26 protein-coding genes and 1 tRNA gene are annotated in these 23,846 nt (G+C 61.9%); 18 read left to right on the top strand and 9 right to left on the bottom strand.

Going from position 1 to position 23,846, the window contains the following annotated elements; all coding sequences use genetic code 11:
• Nucleotides 1-62: 62 nt before the first annotated feature.
• Genes ACNFIC_RS21475 through pvdM form a run of 3 tightly spaced genes read right to left on the bottom strand, consistent with a single transcriptional unit; the run spans nucleotide 63 to nucleotide 3,569 of the window.
• Nucleotides 63-923, bottom strand: coding sequence for a formylglycine-generating enzyme family protein (locus ACNFIC_RS21475; protein ID WP_138220990.1), 861 nt, complete (start codon nucleotides 921-923; stop codon nucleotides 63-65).
• Nucleotides 924-937: 14 nt separating this feature from the next.
• Nucleotides 938-2,212: an aminotransferase class V-fold PLP-dependent enzyme gene (locus ACNFIC_RS21470; protein WP_138220991.1), complete on the bottom strand. Its 1,275-nt coding sequence runs from the start codon at nucleotides 2,210-2,212 to the stop codon at nucleotides 938-940.
• Nucleotides 2,213-2,222: 10 nt separating this feature from the next.
• On the bottom strand, nucleotides 2,223-3,569 hold the full coding sequence (pvdM, locus tag ACNFIC_RS21465; protein WP_138220992.1) for a pyoverdine-tailoring dipeptidase-like protein PvdM: 1,347 nt from the start codon (nucleotides 3,567-3,569) through the stop codon (nucleotides 2,223-2,225).
• A gap of 183 nt (nucleotides 3,570-3,752) precedes the next feature.
• On the opposite strand from pvdM, the gene ACNFIC_RS21460 reads away from it, so the two are divergent.
• The gene (locus ACNFIC_RS21460) at nucleotides 3,753-4,190 is read left to right on the top strand and encodes a spore coat protein (protein WP_138220993.1); all 438 of its coding nucleotides are present in this window, start codon (nucleotides 3,753-3,755) and stop codon (nucleotides 4,188-4,190) included.
• A 221-nt stretch (nucleotides 4,191-4,411) separates the two neighbouring features.
• Here the strand turns inward: ACNFIC_RS21460 and ACNFIC_RS21455 are convergent, their stop codons facing one another.
• Nucleotides 4,412-4,849, bottom strand: a complete 438-nt coding sequence (locus ACNFIC_RS21455; protein WP_138220994.1) for a MarR family transcriptional regulator — start codon at nucleotides 4,847-4,849, stop codon at nucleotides 4,412-4,414.
• A gap of 82 nt (nucleotides 4,850-4,931) precedes the next feature.
• Between ACNFIC_RS21455 and ACNFIC_RS21450 the strand changes: the two genes are divergently transcribed.
• The 5 genes from ACNFIC_RS21450 (at nucleotide 4,932) to ACNFIC_RS21430 (ending at nucleotide 9,914) form a co-directional block, all read left to right on the top strand.
• Nucleotides 4,932-6,083, top strand: a complete 1,152-nt coding sequence (locus tag ACNFIC_RS21450; RefSeq protein WP_416781911.1) for a PLP-dependent aminotransferase family protein — start codon at nucleotides 4,932-4,934, stop codon at nucleotides 6,081-6,083.
• A gap of 128 nt (nucleotides 6,084-6,211) precedes the next feature.
• Complete coding sequence (locus tag ACNFIC_RS21445) at nucleotides 6,212-8,404, top strand: OsmC domain/YcaO domain-containing protein (RefSeq protein WP_138220996.1); 2,193 nt, start codon at nucleotides 6,212-6,214, stop codon at nucleotides 8,402-8,404.
• Between the two features lie 141 nt (nucleotides 8,405-8,545).
• A tRNA-Val gene (locus tag ACNFIC_RS21440) sits at nucleotides 8,546-8,622 on the top strand.
• A gap of 162 nt (nucleotides 8,623-8,784) precedes the next feature.
• On the top strand, nucleotides 8,785-9,354 hold the full coding sequence (locus ACNFIC_RS21435; RefSeq protein ID WP_416781909.1) for an SPOR domain-containing protein: 570 nt from the start codon (nucleotides 8,785-8,787) through the stop codon (nucleotides 9,352-9,354).
• 134 nt (nucleotides 9,355-9,488) lie between these two features.
• On the top strand, nucleotides 9,489-9,914 hold the full coding sequence (locus ACNFIC_RS21430; protein WP_138220998.1) for an HD domain-containing protein: 426 nt from the start codon (nucleotides 9,489-9,491) through the stop codon (nucleotides 9,912-9,914).
• 2 nt (nucleotides 9,915-9,916) lie between these two features.
• Here ACNFIC_RS21430 and ACNFIC_RS21425 read toward each other — a convergent pair whose 3' ends face one another.
• Both ACNFIC_RS21425 and ACNFIC_RS21420 read right to left on the bottom strand, forming a co-directional pair.
• A complete protein-coding gene (locus ACNFIC_RS21425; RefSeq protein WP_416781924.1) occupies nucleotides 9,917-10,117 on the bottom strand; it encodes a DUF1654 domain-containing protein in 201 nt (66 codons plus the stop codon).
• A gap of 186 nt (nucleotides 10,118-10,303) precedes the next feature.
• The gene (locus tag ACNFIC_RS21420) at nucleotides 10,304-11,395 is read right to left on the bottom strand and encodes an asparaginase (RefSeq protein ID WP_171030995.1); all 1,092 of its coding nucleotides are present in this window, start codon (nucleotides 11,393-11,395) and stop codon (nucleotides 10,304-10,306) included.
• A 333-nt stretch (nucleotides 11,396-11,728) separates the two neighbouring features.
• Between ACNFIC_RS21420 and ACNFIC_RS21415 the strand changes: the two genes are divergently transcribed.
• The 7 genes from ACNFIC_RS21415 (at nucleotide 11,729) to ACNFIC_RS21385 (ending at nucleotide 18,775) form a co-directional block, all read left to right on the top strand.
• Nucleotides 11,729-12,682 (top strand): sugar ABC transporter substrate-binding protein, encoded by a 954-nt coding sequence (locus ACNFIC_RS21415; RefSeq protein ID WP_138221000.1) that lies wholly within the window; start codon nucleotides 11,729-11,731, stop codon nucleotides 12,680-12,682.
• Between the two features lie 105 nt (nucleotides 12,683-12,787).
• On the top strand, nucleotides 12,788-14,341 hold the full coding sequence (locus ACNFIC_RS21410) for a sugar ABC transporter ATP-binding protein (protein ID WP_416781908.1): 1,554 nt from the start codon (nucleotides 12,788-12,790) through the stop codon (nucleotides 14,339-14,341).
• Nucleotides 14,338-15,333 (top strand): ABC transporter permease, encoded by a 996-nt coding sequence (locus ACNFIC_RS21405; protein ID WP_138221002.1) that lies wholly within the window; start codon nucleotides 14,338-14,340, stop codon nucleotides 15,331-15,333. The genes ACNFIC_RS21410 and ACNFIC_RS21405 overlap by 4 nt, the downstream gene beginning before the upstream one ends.
• 4 nt (nucleotides 15,334-15,337) lie before the next feature.
• Nucleotides 15,338-16,360 carry a LacI family DNA-binding transcriptional regulator gene (locus ACNFIC_RS21400; RefSeq protein ID WP_138221003.1) on the top strand — a complete coding sequence of 341 codons (1,023 nt, stop codon included), beginning with the start codon at nucleotides 15,338-15,340 and terminating at the stop codon, nucleotides 16,358-16,360.
• Between the two features lie 12 nt (nucleotides 16,361-16,372).
• Nucleotides 16,373-17,281, top strand: a complete 909-nt coding sequence (rbsK, locus tag ACNFIC_RS21395; protein WP_416781907.1) for a ribokinase — start codon at nucleotides 16,373-16,375, stop codon at nucleotides 17,279-17,281.
• Nucleotides 17,278-17,682, top strand: a complete 405-nt coding sequence (gene rbsD, locus ACNFIC_RS21390; RefSeq protein ID WP_138221005.1) for a D-ribose pyranase — start codon at nucleotides 17,278-17,280, stop codon at nucleotides 17,680-17,682. Before rbsK ends, rbsD begins: the two co-directional genes overlap by 4 nt.
• A gap of 85 nt (nucleotides 17,683-17,767) precedes the next feature.
• Nucleotides 17,768-18,775 (top strand): nucleoside hydrolase, encoded by a 1,008-nt coding sequence (locus ACNFIC_RS21385; RefSeq protein WP_416781906.1) that lies wholly within the window; start codon nucleotides 17,768-17,770, stop codon nucleotides 18,773-18,775.
• On the opposite strand, the gene ACNFIC_RS21380 is transcribed toward ACNFIC_RS21385, so the two are convergent.
• Entirely contained in the window at nucleotides 18,747-18,959 is a 213-nt protein-coding gene (locus ACNFIC_RS21380) for a hypothetical protein (protein ID WP_138221007.1), read from the bottom strand. The two genes, ACNFIC_RS21385 and ACNFIC_RS21380, sit on opposite strands and share 29 nt — an antisense overlap.
• A 287-nt stretch (nucleotides 18,960-19,246) precedes the next feature.
• Here ACNFIC_RS21380 and ACNFIC_RS21375 point away from each other — a divergent pair, with 287 nt between their 5' ends.
• A complete protein-coding gene (locus ACNFIC_RS21375) occupies nucleotides 19,247-19,567 on the top strand; it encodes an I78 family peptidase inhibitor (protein ID WP_416781905.1) in 321 nt (106 codons plus the stop codon).
• A gap of 91 nt (nucleotides 19,568-19,658) precedes the next feature.
• Here the strand turns inward: ACNFIC_RS21375 and ACNFIC_RS21370 are convergent, their stop codons facing one another.
• Both ACNFIC_RS21370 and ACNFIC_RS21365 read right to left on the bottom strand, forming a co-directional pair.
• Nucleotides 19,659-19,871: a cold-shock protein gene (locus tag ACNFIC_RS21370; RefSeq protein ID WP_138221009.1), complete on the bottom strand. Its 213-nt coding sequence runs from the start codon at nucleotides 19,869-19,871 to the stop codon at nucleotides 19,659-19,661.
• A gap of 162 nt (nucleotides 19,872-20,033) precedes the next feature.
• Nucleotides 20,034-20,336, bottom strand: coding sequence for a hypothetical protein (locus tag ACNFIC_RS21365; protein WP_138221010.1), 303 nt, complete (start codon nucleotides 20,334-20,336; stop codon nucleotides 20,034-20,036).
• Between the two features lie 331 nt (nucleotides 20,337-20,667).
• On the opposite strand from ACNFIC_RS21365, the gene thrS reads away from it, so the two are divergent.
• From thrS to rplT, 4 genes are all read left to right on the top strand, one after another.
• Nucleotides 20,668-22,590, top strand: coding sequence for a threonine--tRNA ligase (thrS, locus tag ACNFIC_RS21360; RefSeq protein ID WP_138221011.1), 1,923 nt, complete (start codon nucleotides 20,668-20,670; stop codon nucleotides 22,588-22,590).
• Nucleotides 22,590-23,141 carry a translation initiation factor IF-3 gene (gene infC / locus ACNFIC_RS21355; RefSeq protein WP_011533207.1) on the top strand — a complete coding sequence of 184 codons (552 nt, stop codon included), beginning with the start codon at nucleotides 22,590-22,592 and terminating at the stop codon, nucleotides 23,139-23,141. Before thrS ends, infC begins: the two co-directional genes overlap by 1 nt.
• Nucleotides 23,142-23,202: 61 nt before the next feature.
• Complete coding sequence (gene rpmI / locus ACNFIC_RS21350; protein WP_003250667.1) at nucleotides 23,203-23,397, top strand: 50S ribosomal protein L35; 195 nt, start codon at nucleotides 23,203-23,205, stop codon at nucleotides 23,395-23,397.
• A gap of 28 nt (nucleotides 23,398-23,425) precedes the next feature.
• Nucleotides 23,426-23,782: a 50S ribosomal protein L20 gene (gene rplT, locus ACNFIC_RS21345; RefSeq protein ID WP_003250671.1), complete on the top strand. Its 357-nt coding sequence runs from the start codon at nucleotides 23,426-23,428 to the stop codon at nucleotides 23,780-23,782.
• Nucleotides 23,783-23,846 lie beyond the last annotated feature (64 nt).

The following is a 23,846-nucleotide window of genomic DNA, read 5'->3' as shown; positions in this document are numbered from 1 at the left end:
CCTCTGCAAGTACACCGATAGGAACGAGCCGGGTGGGGGAGAATTTACCGCCGTACGGCGGCTCAGAGCGCCCTGGCTACGCGAAAACCGAGCCAGTCGCCGCGATTGTTGGCATAGGCATTGTTGCGGTTGCCCGAGCGCGAAAAGATCGGTGCCTCGCCCCAGTCGTTGCCGCGGATGCTGACCCGCTCGCAACCGGCTTCTGTCCAGGCGCTGCCATCGGTGGGCGCGCCGTGGTAGCTGTCGTGATAGCAGTCGGCGACCCATTCGTAGACATTGCCGTGCATGTCGTACACGCCGAAGGCGTTGGCCGGGAAGCTGCCCACTGGGGAGCTGTAGCTGTAGCCATCCTTGGGGCCGTAGACGTTGGCGTGCTTGCTGATTTCGAAGTTGGCGTCGGGCTCGAACGGGAACAAGCCCGTGCTGCCGCCACGGGCTGCATATTCACGCTGGGCCTCGCTGACTAGGCTGTAGGGCTGGCCGGTCTTTTTCGACAGCCACGCAGCGTATTGCTCGGCGTCGTGGTAGCTCATGCACACCGCAGGCTGGCGTGGGCCTTGCGTGTAGCTGGGCTTGCTGTTGGTGCAGCGCCGGCCAGGGCGGTCGTCGCCGTCGGCAATGACCACGCCGGCCTCTTTCTGATAGGCCGCCCATTCCCCGGCGGTGATCTGGAAGCGGCTGATGGCGAAGGGCTTGTCGAAGGTCACCGGATGCTGTGGGCCTTCGTCGTCCTGGCGGCCCATCTCATCGGGCGGGGTGCCCATGCTGAAAGTGCCGGCTGGCAGCACGACCATCTCCGGGCAGGCGCTGGTGCAGTCACGGAACACCGTGCCGGGCGTGTCGGACACTTGCGCGGCCAGCGCCGGCAGGCTACAGGTGGCGAGCACGGCGGCCAGGGTGAGGCGGTAGACAGGTATGCGCATTGAGGGGGCCTTGTTCAGAGTTGTTGGGTGATCAGGGTCATGGCGCGGTCGATCTGCTGCTCGTCGTTGAGCAGGCTCGGGGCCAGGCGGATGACTGGGCCGACGTCGCGGTAGACCGCGTCGCACATCACCTTGTTGGCGGTGAGGTAGGCGGCGACGGTGTCAGGGTCGCGGTCCTTGATCCGCAAGAAGGTGAAGCCGGCCGAATACTGTTCGCTGCGCGGCGTGACTAGCTGGATCTGACGGTGCTCGGCCAGGCGCTCCTTGAGCAGGCTATTGAGCTGGTGGATGCGCTTTTGCACATCAGCCTTGCCCAGCTCCAGGTGCAGCTTGAAGGCTTCGCCAGCGGCCCAGCGGTGCTCGAAGGCGTGGTAGCCGCCGGGGGTCATGATGGTGGCGAAGTCTTCATCGCGGGAGAACGTGGCGATGGTCGGGGTGAGGTGGGTCATGCCGGTGGATGCGGCGCAGATGATCCCGGTGCCGCGTGGTCCGAACATCCACTTGTGGGTGCCGGCGATGAAGTAGTCGCAGTTGAAGTCGGCGAAGCGTGCGTTCTCCACACCGAAACCATGTACCCCATCGATCACATAGAGGATGCGCTCGGCTTCGCTGCGGTTGTGGTTGTGTCGGCGGACCAGCTCGCCGATTTCGCCGACCGGCAGCTTGACGCCGCTGCCCGAATGCACCCAGGTCATGCCCAGTACGCGGGTGTGGGGTTTGATCGCCTTGTCGATCGTGCTCAGTACCTGGTCGCTGGACACCGTCCACGGGTCGTCGAACAAGCGGATCTTGCGCACTGCGGTGCCTTGGCGCTGGGTACGCAAGGCCAGTGTCTTGTGCGTGGAGTAGTGCTCGTGCTCGGTAACCAGGATCTCCTGGCCGGGGCCTACCTTGAGGCCGCCGAAGATCATTGCCAGGCCTTCGGTGGTGCTGCCGGTGAGGGCGATCTGGCGCGGGCCCACCTCCAGGTAGCGGGCGGCCCACTCGCGGACTTCGTCTTCACGCTGCCATTCGTACTGGCTCTCCCAGTCCATCAGCGCGGCGGGGTTACGGTCCAGGTCGGCACGGTGGCGGTCGATGGCGGCTTGTACCGGGCGCGGGTGGGCGGTGACCAGGAAATTGGCGAAATGTGCGATGTTCGGGTCGAGCGGGAACAGGGCGCGCAGGTTGCGCCATTTATCGGTGCCGGCAAGCGGCTTGGGGATGACTGGGTCTTGCGCCCGGGCCAGCAGTGGCAGCCCTGCGGCCAGCACGCTGGCCTGTTTCAGGAAGGTACGGCGGTTGCTCATTCAGATGTGCTCAGCGAGTGGCGACGGGGCGTGCGGATTTTTGTACCTGTTCCCAGGCGCGCAGGAAGTTGCCCGCCCAGAGTTTCGCGATGTCCGTCTCGCTGTAGCCGCGGGTCAGCAGCTCGGCGGTGACGTTGCGGATTTCGCTCACGTCCTTCCAGCCATCCAGGCCGCCGCCGTCGTTGAAGTCGGAGCTGATGCCGACGTGATCGATACCGACCTTCTTCACCGTGTAGTCGATGGCATCGACGTAGTGCTTGAGGGTGGCCTTGGGTTCTTCTTCGAGAATGCCGTACAGCGAGCTTGCGTATTCGCCGAAGCGCTGCTCGGGCCAGATGGCGATCACCGCATCGCCCGGCATCAGGGCGTTGGCCAGGCCCTGCAAGGGTTGCAGGTCGAAGCGCGCGCGCAGGGCATCGAGCTTGTCCAGGACCGGTTTGCTCAGCGGCTTGAGGTACTGGCCGAAGCCCACCACTTGGATGACACCGCCGCTGTCCTTGATCAGCTGCATTTCTTTGTCCGAGAGGTTGCGCGGGATGTCCACCAGTGCCCGTGGAGCGGAGTGCGAGGCGACGATTGGCGCGCGCGACAGGCGGGCAACGTCTTCCAGGGCCAGGGTGGACATCTGCGACACGTCGATGATCACGCCCAGGTCGTTGAGGCGCTTGACCGCCTGTTCGCCCAGCGCAGACAGCCCGCCCAGCGCATCGGCGGTGTCGTTGAAGAACGGCAGCGGGCGCGAGGAGTCGGCCCAGTCGTTGTTGCCGGTGTAGCTGAAACCGAACATGCGCATGCCGCGCGCAGCCCACAGGTCGAGCTGCGAGAGGTCGTGGCCCAGCGGGTAGGCGTTGAGCATGCTGATGAAAACGGCGAACTTGCCTTCGCCGTTGAGGCGGCGGAAGTCCTCGGGGGTGTAGGCGATGCCGACCTGGTTGGGGAAGTCGCGGACCATGCCGGAGATGATCCTGTAGCGCACCTCCTGCTCCTGGCGCGCCGCGTCGACGAAGCCTGGGGTAGGACGATGCGGGGCGTTGGCGCCGTTCCAGATCTCCGGCCAGCCGAATACCGTCAGTGCGGCCCCGGACAGGCGGCCACGGCCGGCCTTGACCAGGTCGAACTGGCCAGGGCCGTCCTTGTCCAGTTCATTCCCGGCGCTGCCCAGGTCCAGGGGCACGGTCACGTGGCTGTCGAACGACAACATGTGCTCGTGCAGCGCCGTGGCCTGTTCGATGATCTTGTGCGGGTAGCCGGCATTCTGGCGTTGCCAGTAGAAGTAGCCAGCGGCGCTTACCAGGGCGACCATCAGGGCCAGGGGCAGGCCGATGTACAGGGCTTTGCGGGAACGGGTCTTGGTCATTGCCATCTCGTTGCAGGGCTGATCGGATCGGCCTGGCGGCGCGCGGGCGGCACCGGGGCAGGGCTCGGGTATCAGGTGGACGAGTGACGGGCGGGCAAATTTATCGTCAGGGCGGACTCAAGAAATGCCCGTCGCGGCCGATGCAACGGTCACGTAAGGGACCTTTTTCAGAGGATCAGGGACATGGTGGGCATCACCGGCATCAGCATCAGCAACCCGGCTGCGAACCAGCCGGCCAGCACCCCAGCGCAGGAGACACCTGGCACGCAGACGTCGTTGCAGGTGGACGGAACCAAGCTGGCCACTGAGTCGTCTGTTGCGGGGGCGGGCAAGGCTGACCGCGCTAGCAGTAGCGACAGCGACACCGAAGCGCCGCACATCAAACAGCTGCGCCAGATGATCAAGCAGCTGCAAAAGCAACTGGCCGATGAACAACGGCAGTTGGCCCAGTTGATGGCGCAGAAGACCGACGACAGCGCCAAGTTGGCCCTGGTCACCGCCAAGCAGGCGAGCATCGCCACGCTCAATGGGCAGATCCAGGCCGCCACTGCGCAACTGCTCACGGCGCTGACCGAGAGCGGTGGCAGCAGCGCTGGTAGCGTGGTCAATACCGAGGCTTGATCGTGCGCCGCTGCGCAAACCCGCCGCTCCTATAGAACTACACATAACTTGTTGATTTAGCAGAGACCTGTGGGAGCGGGTTTACCCGCGAACACCGGCGAAGCCGGTGCCATACACCGAGTCGCCTGCTTCGCGGGTAAACCCGCTCCCACAGGGTACGTGGCGCGCTTGTAATTTCAATTCTCTGCGCGACAGCGCAGCCCAAAGGGCTGGGTGATCTCCTACAGGGCGCTGTTTCCCAGCGCCTGATTGACCGCCAGCCAGCCTCCCACCGCCGCTTCGCCGGCCTCGGCGAACACCCGCTCGAGCAATTTCACCTGCTCGCGACGCAGTGCCTGTTCCAGGCGCTCGCCTTCCTCGCTCAGTTGCAACAAGCGCATGCGCTTGTCTTGCGCTGACGCCTGGCTGTCTACCAGGCGCATCTCCATCAGCTGACGCAACGGGATGTTCAGCGCCTGCTTGCTCACGCCCAGCTGCGCCAGCAGCGCTTTCACGCTCAGGCCCGGATAACGCGCGATGAAAAACAGGATGCGCTGGTGCACCCGGCTCAGGCCGCGGCGTTCGAGCATTTCATCGGGCTTGGCGGTGAAGGCCTGGTAACCGAAGAAGAACGCTTCCATGGCTTGCTGTTGGCAGGCGGGGTTTTTAAGGTCAATCATATTGACTTATCCGTGGGCGACATCGTAAGTTCGGTCAATCAGTTTGACGTATTTCTTCCACGCTTCGCTACTGGTGATCCCCATGGCTTTCTCCGAACGTGTCACGCGCCTGAAGAGTTCCCTGATCCGTGAAATCCTTGCTGCGGCGCAGCGCCCAGGGGTGATGTCTTTCGCTGGCGGCCTGCCGGCCGAGTCGATGCTGCCGAAGGTGACTTGGGAGCAGATGCCGGTGGGCATAGGCCAATACGGCATGAGCGAGGGCGAGCCGGCCCTGCGCGAAGCCCTGGCGGCCGAAGCGCGGGCGTTGGGGATCGACTGCCAGGCCAGCCAGGTGTTGGTGCTCAGCGGCTCGCAACAGGCCCTGGACCTAGCGGCCAAGCTGTACCTGGACACTGGCACGCCAGTCTTGCTGGAGGCGCCGACCTACCTGGCGGCTTTGCAGAACTTTCAACTGTTCGGCGCCGACTGCCTTGCCTTGCCGATGCAGGCCGACGGCCCGGATCTGGCGGCCATGCGCCAACGCCTCGAACAACAGCGCCCGGCATTCGTCTACCTGATCCCGACCTTCCAGAACCCGTCTGGCCTGCGCTACAGCCAAGCCAAGCGCGATGCCGTGGCGGCGCTGCTGGACGAGTTCGGCGTGACCTTGATCGAGGACGAGCCCTACCGCGAGCTGAGCTTCGACGGCGCCGACGCCACGCCAATCACCGGGCGCCTGCGCAAGGCCAGCTGGATCTACACCGGCACGGCCTCGAAAACCCTGCTGCCGGGCTTGCGGGTGGGCTACCTGATCGCCAGTCCCGACCTGTTCCCGTACCTGTTGCGGCTCAAGCAGGCGGCCGACCTGCACACCAACCGCATCGGCCAGTGGCAGTTGCTGCAATGGCTGGGCAGCGAGAAGCACCAGCAGCACCTGGCCGGCCTGCGTGATTACTACCGCAGCCGCCGCGATGCGTTCCAGGCGGCACTGCAAACGCATTTCGCCGATTTGGCCGACTGGCAGGTCCCTGAGGGTGGGCTGTTCTTCTGGCTGACCTTAAAGCGGCCGCTCGATACCCGCACCCTGCTGCCAGCGGCGTTGGCGGTGGACGTCGCGTTCATGCCGGGCGAGGCGTTCTTTCCCGAGCCGGATCAACACCTGGGGTACTTGCGCCTGAATTTCAGCCATGTGCCGCCGGCGTTGCTGGAGGAAGGGCTGCGGCGGTTGGCGCAGGTGGTGCGCGAGGCGAAGTAGGGGGCTGAGGCGTGTCGCGTACTCCGCCTGTCAGGGGCGCTGAGCAGGCTGCACGCCCATCAACACTTTGCGCCAAAAATCCCGGATAATACCCGCCATTTTTCGCCCGCTTTCTGGTATGCCCGCCCATGGAAATCAAGGTCAATTTTCTCGACAACCTCCGTCTGGAAGCCAAGTTCGACGACTTCACGGTGATCGCCGATCAGCCGATTCGCTATAAGGGCGACGGCTCGGCGCCGGGGCCGTTCGACTATTTCCTGGCGTCCTCGGCGCTGTGTGCGGCGTACTTCGTCAAGCTGTACTGCCAGACCCGCGACATCCCGACCGAGAACATTCGCCTGTCGCAGAACAACATCGTCGACCCGGAGAACCGCTACAAGCAGATCTTCAAGATCCAGGTCGAGCTGCCCGAGGACATTTCCGAGAAGGACCGCCAGGGCATCCTGCGTTCCATCGACCGTTGTACGGTAAAGAAGGTGGTGCAGACCGGTCCTGAGTTCGTCATCGAGCAGGTCGACAACCTCGACGCCGATGCCCAGGCGCTGCTGATGCCGGTGTCCGACAGCAGCACCTACATTCCTGGCAAGGACCTGCCGCTGGAGCAGACCATCGCCAACCTGTCGGCGTTGCTGGCCAATCTGGGGATGAAGATCGAGATCGCTTCGTGGCGCAACATCGTGCCTAACGTGTGGTCGCTGCATCTGCGTGACGCGCAGTCGCCGATGTGCTTCACCAACGGCAAGGGCGCCACCAAGGAGGCGGCGCTGGCCTCGGCGCTGGGCGAGTTCATCGAGCGGCTGAACTGCAACTTCTTCTACAACGACCAGTTCTGGGGCGAGGACATCGCCAACGCGGCGTTCGTGCATTACCCCAACGAGCAGTGGTTCAAGCCTGGGCCGCGCGATGCGCTGCCGGTGGAGATCCTCGATGAACACTGCCTGGCGATCTTCAATCCTGACGGTGAGCTGCGTGGCTCGCACCTGTACGACACCAACTCGGGCAATAAAGAACGCGGCATCTGCTCGCTGCCCTTCGTGCGCCAGTCCGATGGCCAGACGGTGTACTTCCCGTCCAACCTGATCGAGAACCTGTACCTGAGCAACGGCATGAGCGCCGGTAACACCCTGGCTGAGGCGCAGGTACAGTGCCTGTCGGAGATCTTCGAGCGGGCGGTCAAGCGCGAGATCCTCGAAGGCGAGTTGTGCCTGCCGGATGTGCCGCAAGAGGTCCTTGCCAAGTACCCTGGTATCGTCGCCGGCATTCAGGGGCTGGAGGAGCAGGGCTTCCCGGTGCTGGTCAAGGACGCCTCCCTGGGCGGGGAGTTCCCGGTGATGTGCGTCACTCTCATGAACCCGCGCACCGGTGGTGTGTTCGCCTCGTTCGGCGCCCATCCAAGCTTCGAAGTGGCGTTGGAGCGCAGTCTCACCGAGTTGCTCCAGGGGCGCAGCTTCGAGGGTCTGAACGATCTGCCGCAGCCGACCTTCGAAAGCCATGCCCTGACCGAGCCGAATAACTTCGTCGAGCACTTCATCGATTCCAGTGGCGTGGTGTCGTGGCGTTTCTTCAGCGCCAAGGCTGACTTCGAGTTCGTCGAGTGGGACTTTTCGGGCCAAGGCCAGGACTCCAACGTGCAGGAGGCGCAGACACTGTTCGGCATCCTCGAAGGGATGGGCAAGGAGGTGTACATGGCCGTGTACGATGACCTTGGCGCGACCGCCTGCCGTATCCTGGTGCCGGGTTATTCGGAGATCTACCCGGTGGAAGACCTGATCTGGGATAACACCAACCGCGCCTTGGGTTTCCGTTCCGACATCCTCAACCTGCATAAGCTCGACAACCGTTCGCTCAAGCTGCTGCTCAAGCGCCTGGACAACGCCGAGGTGGATGACTACACGACCATCACCACGCTGATCGGCGTTGAGTTCGACGACAACACCGTATGGGGGCAGTTGACTATCCTTGAGCTCAAGCTGCTGATTCATCTGGTGTTGCAGCGTTTCGACGATGCCAAGGAGCTGGTGGAGATGTTCCTGCAGTTCAATGACAACACGCTCGAGCGAGGGCTGTTCTACCAGGCGCTGAACGCGGTGCTCGAAGTGGTGCTGGATGACGAGTTGGAGATGGCCGATTACGAGACCAACTTCCGACGGATGTTTGGCAACGAGCGGATGGATGCGGTGCTCGGATCGGTGGAGGGCAGCGTGCGGTTCTATGGGTTGACCCCGACTAGCATGCAGCTAGAGGGCCTCGATCGCCACCTGCGCCTGGTGGAAAGCTACAAGAAGCTGCACGCGGCGCGGGGCAGGGCGGCGCAGGGCTAAGCAAACGCGCAAGGGGCTTCTGCCACGGAGCCCCGCGACAGCGGTGCGGCAACGCTGCGATGTTTTCCCAAAGGTTTTGATTTTTTTGAAAAAAAACCTTTACAGCGTATGAAAGCAGCACTAATATGCGCCCCACACGACAGGCACATAGCTCAGTTGGTTAGAGCACCACCTTGACATGGTGGGGGTCGTTGGTTCGAGTCCAATTGTGCCTACCAAACATCAGAAGGGGCGATCCGCAAGGGTCGTCCTTTTTGCATTGCGCTTTACCGTACCGATTCATCGCTGGTTACACATACCGTTGCAGCGTTGCCGCACCCCCTCAGAATCCCCCGCTTGCCCATGCTAGAATCCGAGCCTTCGAATCTGGAGGTACAGGCGTGCGCAAACTGGCGGTGGTAATGGCGGTGTTGGCCTTGGCGGGCTGTAACAACGAGGTCGAAGGGGTGCACAAGCAGGTAGCCGAACACCTGAACAACCCCAAGACGGCCAAGTTCGCCAACGTGCGCTTCGACACCAATGGCTCGATTTGCGGCCAGGTGCGTGGCAAAGACGATGCTGGGCAATACGAGCCCTACCGCAGTTATGTGGCGATCAAGCACGATGGCCAGTACGAAATTCTCATCGACGAAACCGGCAACAACCTACGCATCCGCGAGGTTTGCGGGGGGGCCGACCTGCAGCGCCGCGCCGATGCGTTGGCCGATCAGCCGGCCCCCCAGGGCTGGGATGTCGAAGTGATCCAGGGCCCGAACATGGGGGCGCTCACCGACATGACTGCACGCCTGATCGAAAAGGGTATTCCCTCCTGGGTCGAATACCGTGAAGGTAAGCCGGTGGTGCTGATGGGGCCTTTCCCGAGCAAGGCCGAGGCTGATGCCCGCAAGGCTGAGGTGATGGCCAAGCTGGGCACTGACTCCATCGTCATCCAGCATGGCGTAACGCGCTGAGCCGGTGCGGTGGGCGATTGAATACGCTGCGCTTTGTCGCCGCAGGTGCGGAACAGAGCGTCTGCGGTCACTGTCACAGCTGCAACGTTCAGCGACTATGCTGAGCATGGTAGATGTGAAATCAGGGAGGCCTCATGGCTACGCTGGAACGCGCCATCGCGGTGGCTACCAGGGCACATGAAGGGCAGGTCGACAAGGGCGGGGCGGCTTATATTCTGCACCCATTGCGGGTGATGGCGCGGGTCTGTACGCCGGAGCAGCGTATTGTCGCTGTGCTGCATGACGTGCTGGAAGATACCCCGCTGACGCTTTCCGACCTTGCGCGCGAAGGCTTCCCGCTGAAAATTCTTGCCGCCGTGCTGGCGCTGAGTCGGCGTGAGGGCGAAAGCTACGAGGCTTTCGTGATCCGCCTGGGAGGCGACCCGTTGGCACGCGAAGTGAAGCTGGCTGACTTGGCCGACAACAGTGACCTCGGTCGCATCGTCCATCCAGGCCCAGCGGACCTTGCCAGGCTGTCGCGCTACCAGCAAGCCAGCGCCTACCTGCGCACCCTGGCCTGAGTTCAGTCGTCCTTCGGCACTGTCCAGAAGATCTGGATGCCGCCATCGTCGCGATGGGCGAGGGTGACGTTGTCGTTCTCGGCGATTTCCTCGAGCAGCGTGGCCCAGTCATCGGGCGATTCGTGCTCAAGACGGAAAATCAGCGCGGCACGGCTGCGTTGAGCGGTGGGGCTGTTGATGATTTTCTGGATGCGCTGACCCATCTGTTCATAGCTGCCCGGTGTTTCGGCGCAAGTGCTGGCCACAGGATGCTCCTTTTTTGCTGTATGTGCATACAGTATTTCACTGTAGGCAAATTCGCAATATGAAATCGCGGGGCAAGCCCGCCTCCCGATGAGCCTGGTTACAGGTATCGAAGAGGCGCACTTGCCCCGCGAAGCGTCCTGTTATCAGTATTCCCAGAAGATCCGCTGCAGCTCTTTGGCGTCTTGGGTCTTGGTCATTGCCACCATGGCAAGGATCCGCGCTTTCTGTGGGTTCAGGTCATGGGCTACGACCCAGTCGTTCTTGTCGTCTGGCTGTTCGGCGTTACGCAGTACGAAGCCGCCTTGGTTGACGTGGGAGGAACGGATGATTTGCACGCCGTCCTTGCGCAGTTCCTGTAGGGCCGGTACTACCCGCGAGGACACCGAGCCGTTGCCGGTACCGGCGTGGATGATGGCTTTGGCACCGCCTTGGGCGAGCGCTTTGTAAGCGGTGTCGGTGACGTTGCCGTAGCCGTAGGCGATATCGACCTGCGGCAGGCTGCTGATCTGCTTGATATCGAACTCCGAGTTGGTGGTGTGGCGCTTGGCTGGCAGGCGGAACCAGTAGGACTTGCCCTCGACGACCATGCCCATCGGGCCCCAGGCGCTCTTGAAGGCTTCAGTCTTGATGTTGACCGCTTTGCTGACATCTCGGCCGGACTGAATCTCGTCGTTCATCGTCACCAGTACGCCCTTGCCGCGCGATTGCTTGTCGCTGGCCACGGCCACGGCGTTGTACAGGTTGAGCATGCCGTCGGCGGACATCGCGGTGCCTGGGCGCATCGAGCCGACCACCACGATTGGCTTGTCGGTTTTCTCAACCAGGTTGAGGAAATAGGCGGTCTCTTCCAGGGTGTCTGTGCCGTGGGTGATGACGATGCCGTCCACATCCTTGCTTTCGGCCAGTTCCGCGACGCGCTTGGCCAGTTTTAGCAAGTCGTCGTTGCTGAAGCTTTCCGAGGCGATCTGCATCACTTGTTCGCCGCGCACGTTGGCAAGGTCGGCCAGCTCCGGCACCCCGGCGATCAGTTTGTCGACGCCAAGTTTGGCGGCCTGGTAGGTAGCGCTGTTGGCGGCGCTGGCGCCCGCGCCGGCGATGGTGCCGCCGGTCGCGAGGATGACCACGTTGGCAAGCTTCTGTCGTTGCTCGGTGTCCTTCGCGCTGGCCACGTTGGGCAGGGCCAGCAGCAGGGCCAGGGCGGCCGGGGCGAAGGTCTTCAGGGTGGTTTCGATCATTTCTTCTTCTCTCTTCCAGATGAGATGTTTGCTGTGTCGCAGTGGTATCGAGGCAGGTTTCGTACCAGTCCCACCGTTCGTCAGCTGAAATGTGCAAGTTATTGATATTTATAAGAACGTTGTGCGGGCCGGGGCGTAGTGGGCGCTTTCGTGGTTCGGCTTGCCGAACGCGATTAGGAAAGCAGTTCGGTTTTTCGGATAAATTGCGGATAATCCGAACACCTGTGTCGAAAAGGCTGCAATGCGGATTTGACAAATGCGAGAGCTGTTTCCATAGTGAGTCACCGCAAACGTTTGCATCCGATAAAAACCACAAGATTCGGAGTCAATTCCATGAAGCTGCCTTTCCCCGGTCGTCCGCTGGCCATTGCCGTTCTTTCCTCGCTCATGCTCGCCCTGCCATTGTCTGTTGCGCATGCCGAAGACAAGCCCAAGGTCGCCCTGGTCATGAAATCCCTCGCCAACGAGTTCTTCCGCACCATGGAAGATGGCGCCAAGGCTTATCAGAAAGAACACCCCAACGACTTCGATCTGGTGGCCAACGGCATCAAGGACGAGACCGATACCGGTAACCAGATCCGTATCGTCGAGCAAATGATCGCCACCGGTGCCAAGGCCCTGGTGATTGCCCCTGCTGACTCCAAGGCCCTGGTCCCGGTGGTCAAGAAGGCCATGGACGCCGGTATCACCGTGGTCAACATCGACAACCGCCTCGACCCCGACGTGCTCAAGAGCAAAGGCATCAGTGTGCCGTTCGTAGGGCCGGACAACCGCAAGGGCGCGCGACTGGTGGGTGATTACCTGGCCCAGCAGAAGCTCAAGCCGGGGGATCAGGTGGGTATCATCGAAGGCGTGCCGACCACCACCAACGCCCAGCAGCGTACTGCCGGCTTCAAGGATGCCATGGAGGCGGCGCAGATGAAGATCGTCTCGGTGCAGTCGGGCAACTGGGAGATCGACAAGGGCAACGCCGTCGCCGCTTCGATGCTCAACGAATACCCAGACCTCAAGGCGCTGCTGGCCGGCAACGACAGCATGGCCTTGGGTGCGGTGTCGGCCGTGCGCGCCGCTGGTAAGACTGGCCAGGTGCAAGTAGTCGGCTACGACAACATCAACGCCATCAAACCGATGCTCAAGGATGGCCGCGTACTTGCCACCCTCGACCAGGCCGCCAGCCAACAGGCCGTGTTCGGTATCCAGGCCGCCCTCAAAATGATCAAGGGCGAGAAGCCGGATGTGGATGCTGACAACGTCATCCAGACGCCGGTCGAGTTGATCAAGCAGTAACAGCGCAAGCGGGTAGTAGGTGGGGCGGCCTGAACCTGCGCCGCCCGCGCTTGCGAATGTCCGTTCAACCCACAAGCAGTGTTTCGTTTTAGGAGAGAGGTGGCCATGTCTGTGTCAGCCGATCAAACCGTGCTGGCCGTCACCGGTCTGGGCAAGACCTACGCCCAGCCCGTGCTCGGTGATGTCACGCTTGAGCTGCGCGGCGGCGAAGTATTGGCCCTGACCGGTGAGAACGGGGCTGGCAAGTCCACTTTGTCCAAGCTCATCAGTGGTCTGGAAATCCCGACTAGCGGGCATATGCTCTACCGCGGTCAGCCTTATCGACCGGCCAGTCGCACCGAGGCAGAAGGCCTGGGGGTGCGCATGGTCATGCAGGAACTCAACCTGCTGCCCACCCTGACCGTGGCCGAGAACCTGTTCCTCGACAACCTGCCTGGGCGCCTGGGTTGGATCAATCAGAAACGCTTGCGCCAGCTTGCGATTGCGGCGATGGCCCAGGTGGGCCTGGATACCATCGATCCAGATACTCCAGTGGGCGAATTGGGTATTGGTCATCAGCAGATGGTCGAGATCGCCCGCAACCTGATCGGCGACTGCCGCGTGCTGATCTTCGACGAACCCACGGCCATGCTCACCGCGCGCGAGGTCGAACTGCTGTTCGCCCAGATCGAGCGCCTGCGCCAGCGTGGCGTGGCCATCGTGTACATTTCCCACCGGCTCGAAGAGTTGCAGCGGGTGGCCCAGCGCATCGCCGTGCTGCGCGACGGCAAGCTGGTGTGCGTCGAGTCTATCCAGCGCTACAGCAGCGATCAGTTGGTCAACCTGATGGTTGGGCGTGCGCTCGGCGAGCACATCGATTTGGGCCAGCGCAATCTCGGGGCGCCGCTGCTCAAGGTCGAGCACCTGAGCCGTGGCGACAAGGTGCGCGACGTGTCGTTCGAGGTCAGGGCAGGGGAGATCTTCGGTATTTCCGGGCTGATCGGTGCCGGGCGCACTGAGCTGCTGCGCCTGATCTACGGCGCCGACCGCGCCGACAGCGGCACGGTTTCCCTGGGGCAGCCGCCGCGCCCGGTGGTCGTCGACTCGCCGAAGGCTGCGGTCAAGGCCGGCATCGCACTGATCACCGAAGACCGTAAAGGTGAAGGCTTGCTGCTGACGCAGTCGATCAGTGCCAATATCGCCCTGGGCAACCTCGCTGCCGTGTCCCACGCGGGGGTGCTGGACAGCGGCGCCGAACGTAGCCTGGCTGAACGCCAGATCAGCGCCATGCGCATCCGCAGCGCGGGCCCTGAGCAGGCGGTGGGTGAGCTTTCCGGTGGCAACCAGCAGAAGGTGGTGATCGGCCGCTGGCTGGAGCGCGACTGCCAGGTGCTGCTGTTCGACGAACCTACCCGTGGTATCGATGTCGGCGCTAAATTCGACATCTACGGCTTGCTCGCCGAGCTTGCTCGCCAGGGCAAGGCCTTGGTGGTGGTGTCCAGCGACCTGCGCGAGTTGATGTTGATTTGCGACCGCATCGCCGTGCTCTCGGCCGGACGCCTGATCGACACCTTCGACCGTGACCGCTGGAGCCAGGACCAACTCCTCGCAGCCGCTTTCGCCGGTTATCAGAAACGTGATGCCTTGCTGCACGATGCAGCTCCCAGGATGGACGCATGAAAACCACCCCTCTCGATACCTCGGGCGCCAAGCCCGTTCGCCGTACCGGCAGTTACCTGGGCCTGGGTACTTACCTGGGCCTGGCTGGCGCCTTGCTGGCGATGATCGTGCTGTTCTCGTTGCTGAGCAGCCATTTCCTCTCCTACGCCACCTTCAGCACCTTGGCCAACCAGATCCCCGACCTGATGGTGCTGGCGGTGGGCATGACGTTCGTGCTGATCATCGGCGGCATCGACCTGTCGGTGGGCTCTGTGCTGGCGCTGGCCGCCTCCACGGTCAGCGTGGCGATCCTCGGCTGGGGCTGGAGCGTGCTGCCGGCAGCGCTGCTGGGCATGGCCGTGGCGGCGTTGGCGGGCACGGTCACCGGCAGCATTACCGTGGCCTGGCGCATTCCTTCGTTCATCGTTTCGCTCGGCGTGCTGGAAATGGCCCGTGGCCTGGCCTACCAGTTCACCGACTCGCGCACCGCCTACATCGGCGATGCCTTCGCCTGGTTCTCCAACCCGATTGCGTTCGGCATCTCGCCAGCGTTCATCATCGCCCTGCTGGTGATCGTGGTAGCCCAGCTGGTGCTGACCCGTACGGTATTCGGCCGTTACCTGATCGGCATTGGCACCAACGAAGAGGCAGTGCGCCTGGCCGGTATCGATCCGCGCCCCTACAAGATCCTGGTGTTCGCCCTGATGGGCGTGCTCGCGGGCCTTGCCGCGTTGTTCCAGATTTCCCGGCTTGAGGCGGCCGACCCGAATGCCGGTGCTGGCCTGGAGTTGCAGGTGATCGCTGCCGTGGTGATCGGCGGCACCAGTCTGATGGGTGGGCGAGGTTCGGTCATCAGCACGTTCTTCGGTGTGCTGATCATTTCGGTGCTGGCCGCAGGGCTGGCGCAAATCGGCGCCTCCGAACCTACCAAGCGCATCATCACTGGCGCGGTGATCGTCATCGCCGTGGTGCTCGACACTTACCGCAGCCGGCGCGCGAACCGGCGGAACTGAAACCATGGCAACCATCAAAGACGTCGCGGCGCTGGCGGGTATTTCCTACACCACCGTGTCGCATGTACTGAACAAGACCCGTCCGGTCAGCGAGCACGTGCGCCTGAAAGTCGAGGCGGCCATCGCTGAGCTGGACTACGTGCCCAGCGCCGTGGCGCGTTCGCTCAAGGCCCGCAGCACTGCCACCATCGGCCTGCTGGTGCCCAATAGCGTCAACCCGTACTTTGCCGAGCTGGCACGGGGTATCGAGGATGCCTGCGAGCGTAATGGCTACTGTGTGATTTTATGCAACTCCGATGACGACCCGCAGAAGCAGCGCAGTTACTTGCGGGTGCTTCTGGAAAAACGTATCGACGGCCTGGTGGTGGCATCGGTGGGCGAGGACCGCGACTTGCTCGACAGCCTGCGCTGCGTGCGCACGCCGATGGTGATCGTCGACCGCGCGCTGGAAGGTGTCGAGGCGGATCTGGTACGTATCGACCACGAGCAAGGCGCCTACCTTGCCACCCGCCACTTGCTGGAGTTGGGCCACCGCGACATCGCCACGATTGCCGGCCCGCAGGACACTGGCGTCAGCCAGTTGCGTCTTGCCGGTTTCCGTCGAGCCATGGCCGAGGCGGGGGTGAGCATCGCCGCAGACGGTGTGTTGCACAGCGATTTCACCAGCCTGGGCGGGCATGCGGCAGCCGCGCGCCTGCTCGATGGCCAGCGGCCCACTGCGATCTTTGCCGGCAACGACATGATCGGCTTCGGTGTGTTGCGCGCGGCTGCCGAGCGCAACATTGACGTGCCCGGTGAGTTGTCGGTGATCGGTTTCGACGACATCGAACTCAGTCGCTACGTGTACCCGGCGCTGACCACGGTCGGTCAGTCGATTCGGGAGCTTGGCGAGAGCGCCGCGGCTCTGTTGCTGTCGCGCATCACTGCGCCACGCCGCGGCGAGACCGAGCAACGTATCGTCGCGCCGCGCTTGGTGCTGCGCGAATCCACCGGGCCGCGCCCGGATCTGTTCAACGATTACCGTTAAGGAAGTACCCCAATGGATGCCAAGGTGGTAGTGGTCGGCAGCCTCAACATGGACCTGGTGGCGCGTGCCCAGCGTCTGCCGCGCGGTGGCGAAACCCTGGCTGGTGAGCAATTCTTCACCGCGCCAGGCGGCAAGGGCGCCAATCAGGCGGTGGCTGTGGCGCGATTGGGCGCCCGTGTGGCGATGCTCGGCAACGTGGGCGATGACGCCTACGGCCAGCAATTGCGCGATGCGCTGCAAGTGGAGGGTGTCGATTGCCAGGGCGTGGGTGTATGCGCCGGTGTCTCCAGCGGTGTGGCGCTGATTGTGGTTGATGCAGCAAGCCAGAACGCCATCGTCATCGTTCCGGGCGGCAACGGCCTGCTGACGCCTGAGTCGGTGCAGCGTTTCGATGCGCTGCTGCAGGGTGCCGAGGTGATCGTCTGCCAGTTGGAGGTTCCCGCCGAAACCGTGGCCTGGACCCTGGCCCGTGGTCACGCACTGGGCAAGACCGTCATTCTCAATCCGGCGCCGGCCACCGGGCCGCTGCCGCCTGAGTGGTACACGCAGATCGACTACCTGATCCCCAACGAAAGTGAAGCCGAGGCCTTGACCGGGCTGCCCGTGACCGACCTGGCCAGCGCCCAGGCTGCCGCCGAGCGTTTGCGTGCACTCGGCGCGGGGCAGGTTATCGTCACTCTGGGCGCCCAGGGCGCACTGCATGTCGATGGGCAAGGCGCGCGACACTTCAAGGCCGCGGCCGTGCAGCCGCTCGATACCACTGCGGCCGGCGACACATTCGTCGGTGGTTTCGCGGCGCACCTGGCCAATGGTTTCTCGATTACCGACGCAATCGTTTTCGGGCAGCGAGCGGCGGCGATTTCCGTCACCCGCAGCGGTGCTCAGCCGTCGATTCCTTACCTGGCGGAAATGACTCCATGAAAAAAACGGCCTTGTTGAACGTAGCCCTGTCGCGAACCATTGCCGGACTTGGGCATGGCGATATCTTAGTGATCGGTGACGCCGGACTGCCGGTGCCGCCGGGGGTGGAACTGATCGACCTGGCGCTGACGCCCGGCATCCCGGACTTTGCCAGCGTGCTGCGGGTGGTGCTGAGCGAAATGCAGGTCGAGCGACATGTGCTGGGTGAAGAGATGTTCCAGGCAGCTCCCCCGGGGCTGGCTGAGGTGGAGCGCATGCACAGACTGGGCGAGCTGGGTAAGCGCGAGCTGCTCGGTCATGAGGCGTTCAAGGTGCTGAGCCGCCAGGCGCGGGCTGTGGTGCGCACGGGGGAGTGTCAGCCTTACAGTAATATCGCCCTGGTTGCGGGGGTTACCTTCTAGGTAGGCCATGCAGGCCATCTGTTCGCAGATGCCTCCCCCTTGTGGCACGAGGGATAGGTCAACGGAATAGGCAAAGGAGAGCTGAATGTTCAAACGCCTACTGCAAGGAGCTGTACTGATGTCGGCACTGACTGCCACCAGCCTGATGGCTGCCCCGCGCGAGCTTATCATCGACACTGATCCTGGGGCCGACGATGTGGTTGCGCTGTTGCTGGCCATGGCTTCGCCGGATGAGCTGAAGATCCGTGCGATCACCACGGTGGCGGGGAATGTGCGCCTGGACAAGACCTCGCGCAATGCCCGTCTGGCCCGTGAATGGGGCGGGCGCGAAGATATTCCGGTGTATGCCGGGGCAGGGCGCCCCCTGGTGCGCGCCCCCATCTATGCGGCCAACGTGCACGGTGAAGAAGGCCTGACCGGCGTGCCGGTGCACGAGCCCAAGGCGCCCTTGGCCCAAGGCAATGCCGTACAGTACCTGGTGGATACGCTTGGCGCTGCCGAGCCCCACAGCATCACCCTGGCCATGCTTGGTCCGCAGACCAACCTGGCCTTGGCCTTGATCCAGAAGCCCGAAATCGCCCAAGGCCTCAAGGAGGTGGTGGTGATGGGTGGGGCGCACTTCAATGGCGGTAACATCACCCCCGCCGCCGAGTTCAACCTCTACGCCGACCCACACGCGGCCGAAGTGGTGCTGGCCAGCGGGGTTAAGCTCACCTACCTGCCACTGGACGTCACCCATAAGTTGCTCACCAGCGAGGCGCGCCTCAAGCAGTTGGCTGCGGTGAATAATCAGGCCAGCAAGCGTGTGGTCGACATTCTCAATGCCTACATCCAGTACGACATGCAGTTATACGGTATGCCTGGCGGCCCGGTACACGACGCGAGCGTGATCGCCTACCTGCTCAAGCCCGAGCTGTTCAAAGGGCGCGACGTGCATCTGGCCATCGACAGCCGTGAGGGTCCGACGTTCGGTCAGACCATCGCTGACTGGTACGGCGTACTCAAGCAGCCGAGCAACGTGCACTGGATAGAAGAGGGCGATGCGCAGGGGTTCTTCGACCTGCTCAGCGCCCGCTTGGCGCGACTGCAATAGCTGCGTGGTGGGCATAGCGCTCGAACACCTGATCGATGAAGCTGCGCGCCGCCTCGCTACCGCGGTCGCGTACCAGTAGATCGATGGCGATCAGCAATAGCTCTTCTGGGGTGCTGGGGCTATAGGCGCTCTGGCCTTCGGCCCATTTGACCTTGATGTCGGCATCGATGCTGTGACTGCTCATGGAGGGCTCTCGTGAGGGGCCTGGGTGGGAGGTCGAATACCGGGTCCTGGCGTTCGATAGGAGGCCGTGCGCACTCCATTGGTTCCAGTAAATCACGCCTTGATGTCAACGGCCCTGCGACTTAAGCATAAGCGCGGGGCGAGGTGTAACCTGCGGTTTGGTGCAAAATTCGGTCACGATTGTGTTTCGCTTCGGGTCTTGGGTTCAGGCAGAATCCGGCGGCCTTGCAACAAAGAGCTACAGGCATTGTCGCATGGACATTGCCCAGATCGATTTCAGGAGGATTCATGTTCCGTACCCGCGCTTCCCTGGCCACCTTGCTGGTAGCTGCCGTACTGGCAGGTTGCAGCACCGGTGGTTCTTCGGGCGACAAGGCTGCGCCTGCGGCCCCGGCTGGCAACGATGGCCGCTGCGACGCCAGTGGTGCCGACTTCGCCATCGGCAAGCCAGGTACCCCCGAGTTGCTCGAGCAGGCGCGCAAGGCTAGCGGTTCACAGATGGGGCGTATCCTCAAGCCGACTGACATGATCACCCTGGAGTATCGCTCGGAGCGGGTGAACTTGAACGTCGACGACAAGGGTGTGGTGACCCGCGTCAACTGCGGTTAAAGGAGGCTGCGCTTGCAGCGGGTCGCACCGGTGCAAGCGGCCAATAAAAAACCCGCCACAAGTGGCGGGTTTTTTTACAGCGGTATCCGAATTACTCCGGACGAACCTGTGCAGCCTGCATGCCCTTCTGGCCGCGCTCGGCAACGAAGGAGACGGTCTGGCCTTCTTTCAGGCTCTTGAAGCCGTCGGATTCGATGGCCTTGAAGTGAACGAACAGGTCGTCGCCGCCGCCTGCTGGGGTGATGAAGCCGTAGCCTTTTTCATCATTGAACCATTTGACGGTGCCGTTTTGGCGATTGGACATGAGGTGAATCTCCAGAAACATGATTTTTTTCGAGGTGCAATGTTGCCGAGGCTACAGGAGCACGGGCAACATCATAGTTCATTTCTGCGCATCTAGCGCCTTTTACCTTCGCAGGATGTTGATCCAGAGCAAACAATGTCTGGATTGGCCTCGAAATTTTAGCTATTTCGGCTTGCAGGCGGCCTGCACGGTGGCTTGGGCACGCTGCATCAGCTTGGCATCTACCCCATCCTTGCTATCGAGTTCGACGATCTCCTTGTCGGTGAAATTTTTCTTGATGGTCTGGGCACCACAGTCGCAGTGCTTTTTCGCCGTCGCCGCGTCCACGCCTTGGCCAGTGGCCACCTGCGTGCACTGCGCCATGTAGGCAGCCTCCTTGCCGGGCGGGAAATTACCTGCATGGGCGGCCAGCGGCAGCAGCAAGGCCGTTGTGGCACACGCGGCCAGAAGGGAAGGAAGTCGCATAACCAGGCACTCCTTGGGTTAAGGTCTCATCTAGAGTAGGTTGCTTCACAAAGTCTGATAGGAAAATTTCCGTACAAGTTCACCCTGGGTACGTAATTTCCAAATATTTCTGCCTGCGGCTCTAGCCCGTGCTAGCATGGCCGGCTTGCAGCCCGTTCTGGCTGCAACTTCTTATTTACTTTCCAGTCACTCTGGTTCGTTCCTGGCAGGCCGAAAGGTCTCTGCCACTGTGAGGCAGGCTTTCCCGCGGGAAAGGCAGGGCGGATCTTGTACTGGCTCATCCCAACCCACGTGACCTTTGGTAGGGGTCACCACTAGGAGAGGAGGCGCCATGCCCGTTATTACTCTTCCCGATGGCAGTCAACGTACGTTCGACCAGCCGGTATCCGTAGCCGAAGTCGCCGCCTCCATTGGCGCGGGCCTCGCCAAGGCCACCCTGGCCGGCAAGGTCGACGGCAAGCTCGTCGATGCCTGCGACAAGATCGATCATGACGCCACCCTGCAGATCATCACCCCCAAAGATGCAGAGGGACTGGAGATCATTCGTCACTCGTGCGCCCATTTGATCGGCCACGCAGTAAAGCAGCTGTACCCGACCGCCAAGATGGTGATCGGGCCGGTGATCGACGAAGGCTTCTATTACGACATCGCCTACGAACGTCCTTTCACACCGGACGATTTGGCGGCCATCGAAAAGCGCATGCAGCAGCTGATCGATACCGACTATGACGTCGTCAAGAAAATGACCCCGCGCGCCGAGGTCATCGACGTGTTCACCCAGCGTGGCGAAGACTACAAGCTGCGCCTGGTCGAGGACATGCCTGACGAGCAGGCCATGGGCCTGTACTACCACGAAGAATACGTCGACATGTGCCGTGGCCCGCACGTGCCGAACACCCGCTTCCTGAAAGCCTTCAAGCTGACCAAGCTGTCTGGCGCCTACTGGCGTGGCGATGCCAAGAATGAGCAGCTGCAACGTGTGTATGGCACCGCCTGGGCTGACAAGAAGCAGCTGGCGGCCTACATCCAGCGCATCGAAGAAGCCGAAAAGCGCGACCACCGCAAGATCGGCAAGCAGCTCGACCTGTTCCACCTGCAAGAAGAAGCCCCTGGCATGGTGTTCTGGCATGCCAATGGCTGGACCGTCTACCAGGTGCTCGAGCAGTACATGCGCAAGGTTCAGCGCGAGAACGGCTACTCGGAAATCAAGACCCCGCAAGTCGTCGATCGCATCCTGTGGGAGCGTTCCGGGCACTGGACCAACTATGCCGAGAACATGTTCACCACCGCTTCGGAAAGCCGCGACTACGCGGTAAAACCGATGAACTGCCCGTGCCACGTGCAGGTGTTCAATCAGGGCCTGAAGTCGTACCGCGACCTGCCGCTGCGCCTGGCCGAGTTCGGTGCTTGCCACCGCAACGAGCCCTCCGGCGCGCTGCACGGCATCATGCGCGTGCGTGGCTTCGTGCAGGACGATGCGCACATCTTCTGCACCGAAGAGCAGGTCAAGAAAGAAGCGGCTGATTTCATCAAGCTGACCCTGGACGTGTACAAGGACTTCGGTTTCACCGATGTCGCTATGAAGCTGTCGACCCGTCCGGCCAAGCGCGTGGGGTCCGAAGAGCTGTGGGACCGCGCCGAAGGCGCCCTGGCCGATGCGTTGAACGAGTCGGGCCTGGAGTGGGAATACCAGCCGGGCGAGGGCGCGTTCTACGGTCCGAAGATCGAGTTCACCTTGCGCGACTGCCTGGGCCGTAACTGGCAGTGTGGTACGCTGCAGTACGACCCGAACCTGCCTGAGCGTCTGGACGCCAGCTACATCGCCGAAGATAACAGCCGTGTGCGCCCGGTCATGCTGCATCGTGCGATCCTCGGTTCGTTCGAGCGCTTCATCGGCATGCTGATTGAGCACTACGCCGGCGTGTTCCCTGCGTGGTTGGCGCCGACCCAGGCTGTGGTGATGAACATCACCGACAAACAGGCCGATTTCGCCCTCGAAGTGGAAAAAGCCCTGAATGGTAGCGGTTTCCGTGCCAAGTCGGACTTGAGAAATGAGAAGATCGGCTTTAAAATCCGCGAGCATACTTTGCTCAAGGTCCCATACCTGCTGGTTATAGGGGATCGCGAAGTCGAAACGCAGACCGTCGCCGTACGCACCCGTGAAGGCCAAGACCTCGGCTCCATGCCTGTCTCCCAATTCACCCAGCTGCTCACTGACGCAGTGGCGAAGCGCGGTCGCCTAGAATCGGAGTAATGACTATTAAGCGTGAAATGAGAAACGATAAACGAACTGCACCGAAAGCCCCGATCAACGAGAATATCTCGGCACGCGAGGTTCGGTTAATTGGTGCTGACGGCGAGCAGATTGGCATCGTCTCGATTGATGAAGCGCTGCGTATCGCTGATGAAGCGAAGCTGGATCTGGTGGAAATCTCTGCAGACGCGCAACCGCCCGTCTGCAAGGTGATGGACTACGGCAAGCACCTCTTCGAGAAGAAGAAGCAGGCCAACGAAGCCAAGAAGAACCAGAAGCAGATCCAGATCAAAGAAATCAAGTTTCGTCCAGGGACGGAAGAAGGGGATTACCAGGTAAAACTACGCAACCTGGTACGTTTCCTTAGCGATGGGGACAAGGCCAAGATCTCTCTGAGATTCCGCGGCCGTGAGATGGCCCACCAGGAGCTGGGCATGGAGCTGTTGAAGCGGGTCGAAACCGACCTCGCCGAATATGGCACCGTTGAGCAGCATCCGAAGATGGAAGGACGCCAGCTTATGATGGTCATCGCCCCCAAAAAGAAGAAGTAATCTCCCGGGCACGGCAGGCCTGATGATTATTGTGTAATTTTATCGAATGCGGAGTTCCAACATGCCAAAAATGAAAACCAAGAGCGGTGCTGCGAAGCGTTTCCTGAAAACAGCTTCCGGCTTCAAGCACAAGCACGCTTTCAAGAGCCACATCCTGACCAAAATGTCGACCAAGCGTAAGCGTCAACTGCGTGGTGCCAGCCTGCTGCACCCGTCTGACGTTGCAAAAGTCGAGCGCATGCTGCGCGTACGTTAATTTCGGTCAAAGATAGAGGAAGTTACTCATGGCTCGTGTAAAGCGTGGCGTCATCGCTCGTAAGCGTCACAAGAAAATTCTGAAACTGGCTAAAGGCTACTACGGTGCACGCTCGCGCGTATTCCGCGTTGCCAAGCAAGCGGTCATCAAGGCAGGCCAATACGCCTACCGCGACCGTCGCCAGAAGAAGCGTCAGTTCCGCGCTCTGTGGATCGCTCGTATCAACGCCGGTGCCCGCACCAACGGTCTGTCTTACAGCCGTCTGATTGCTGGCCTGAAAAAAGCGTCGATCGAAATCGACCGCAAGGTTCTGGCCGACCTGGCAGTGAACGAAAAAGCGGCGTTTGCTGCGATTGTCGAGAAAGCTAAAGCCGTTCTGGCTTAAGTACCCACGACAATCATTCGGCGGCCTCGGTCGCCGGATGTAAAACGTCATCGATAGGGGAAGA

It is taken from the genome of Pseudomonas sp. NY15463, assembly GCF_048068415.1.
GTDB lineage: Bacteria > Pseudomonadota > Gammaproteobacteria > Pseudomonadales > Pseudomonadaceae > Aquipseudomonas > Aquipseudomonas mosselii_C.
This window is presented reverse-complemented; position numbering and strand designations above follow the sequence as displayed.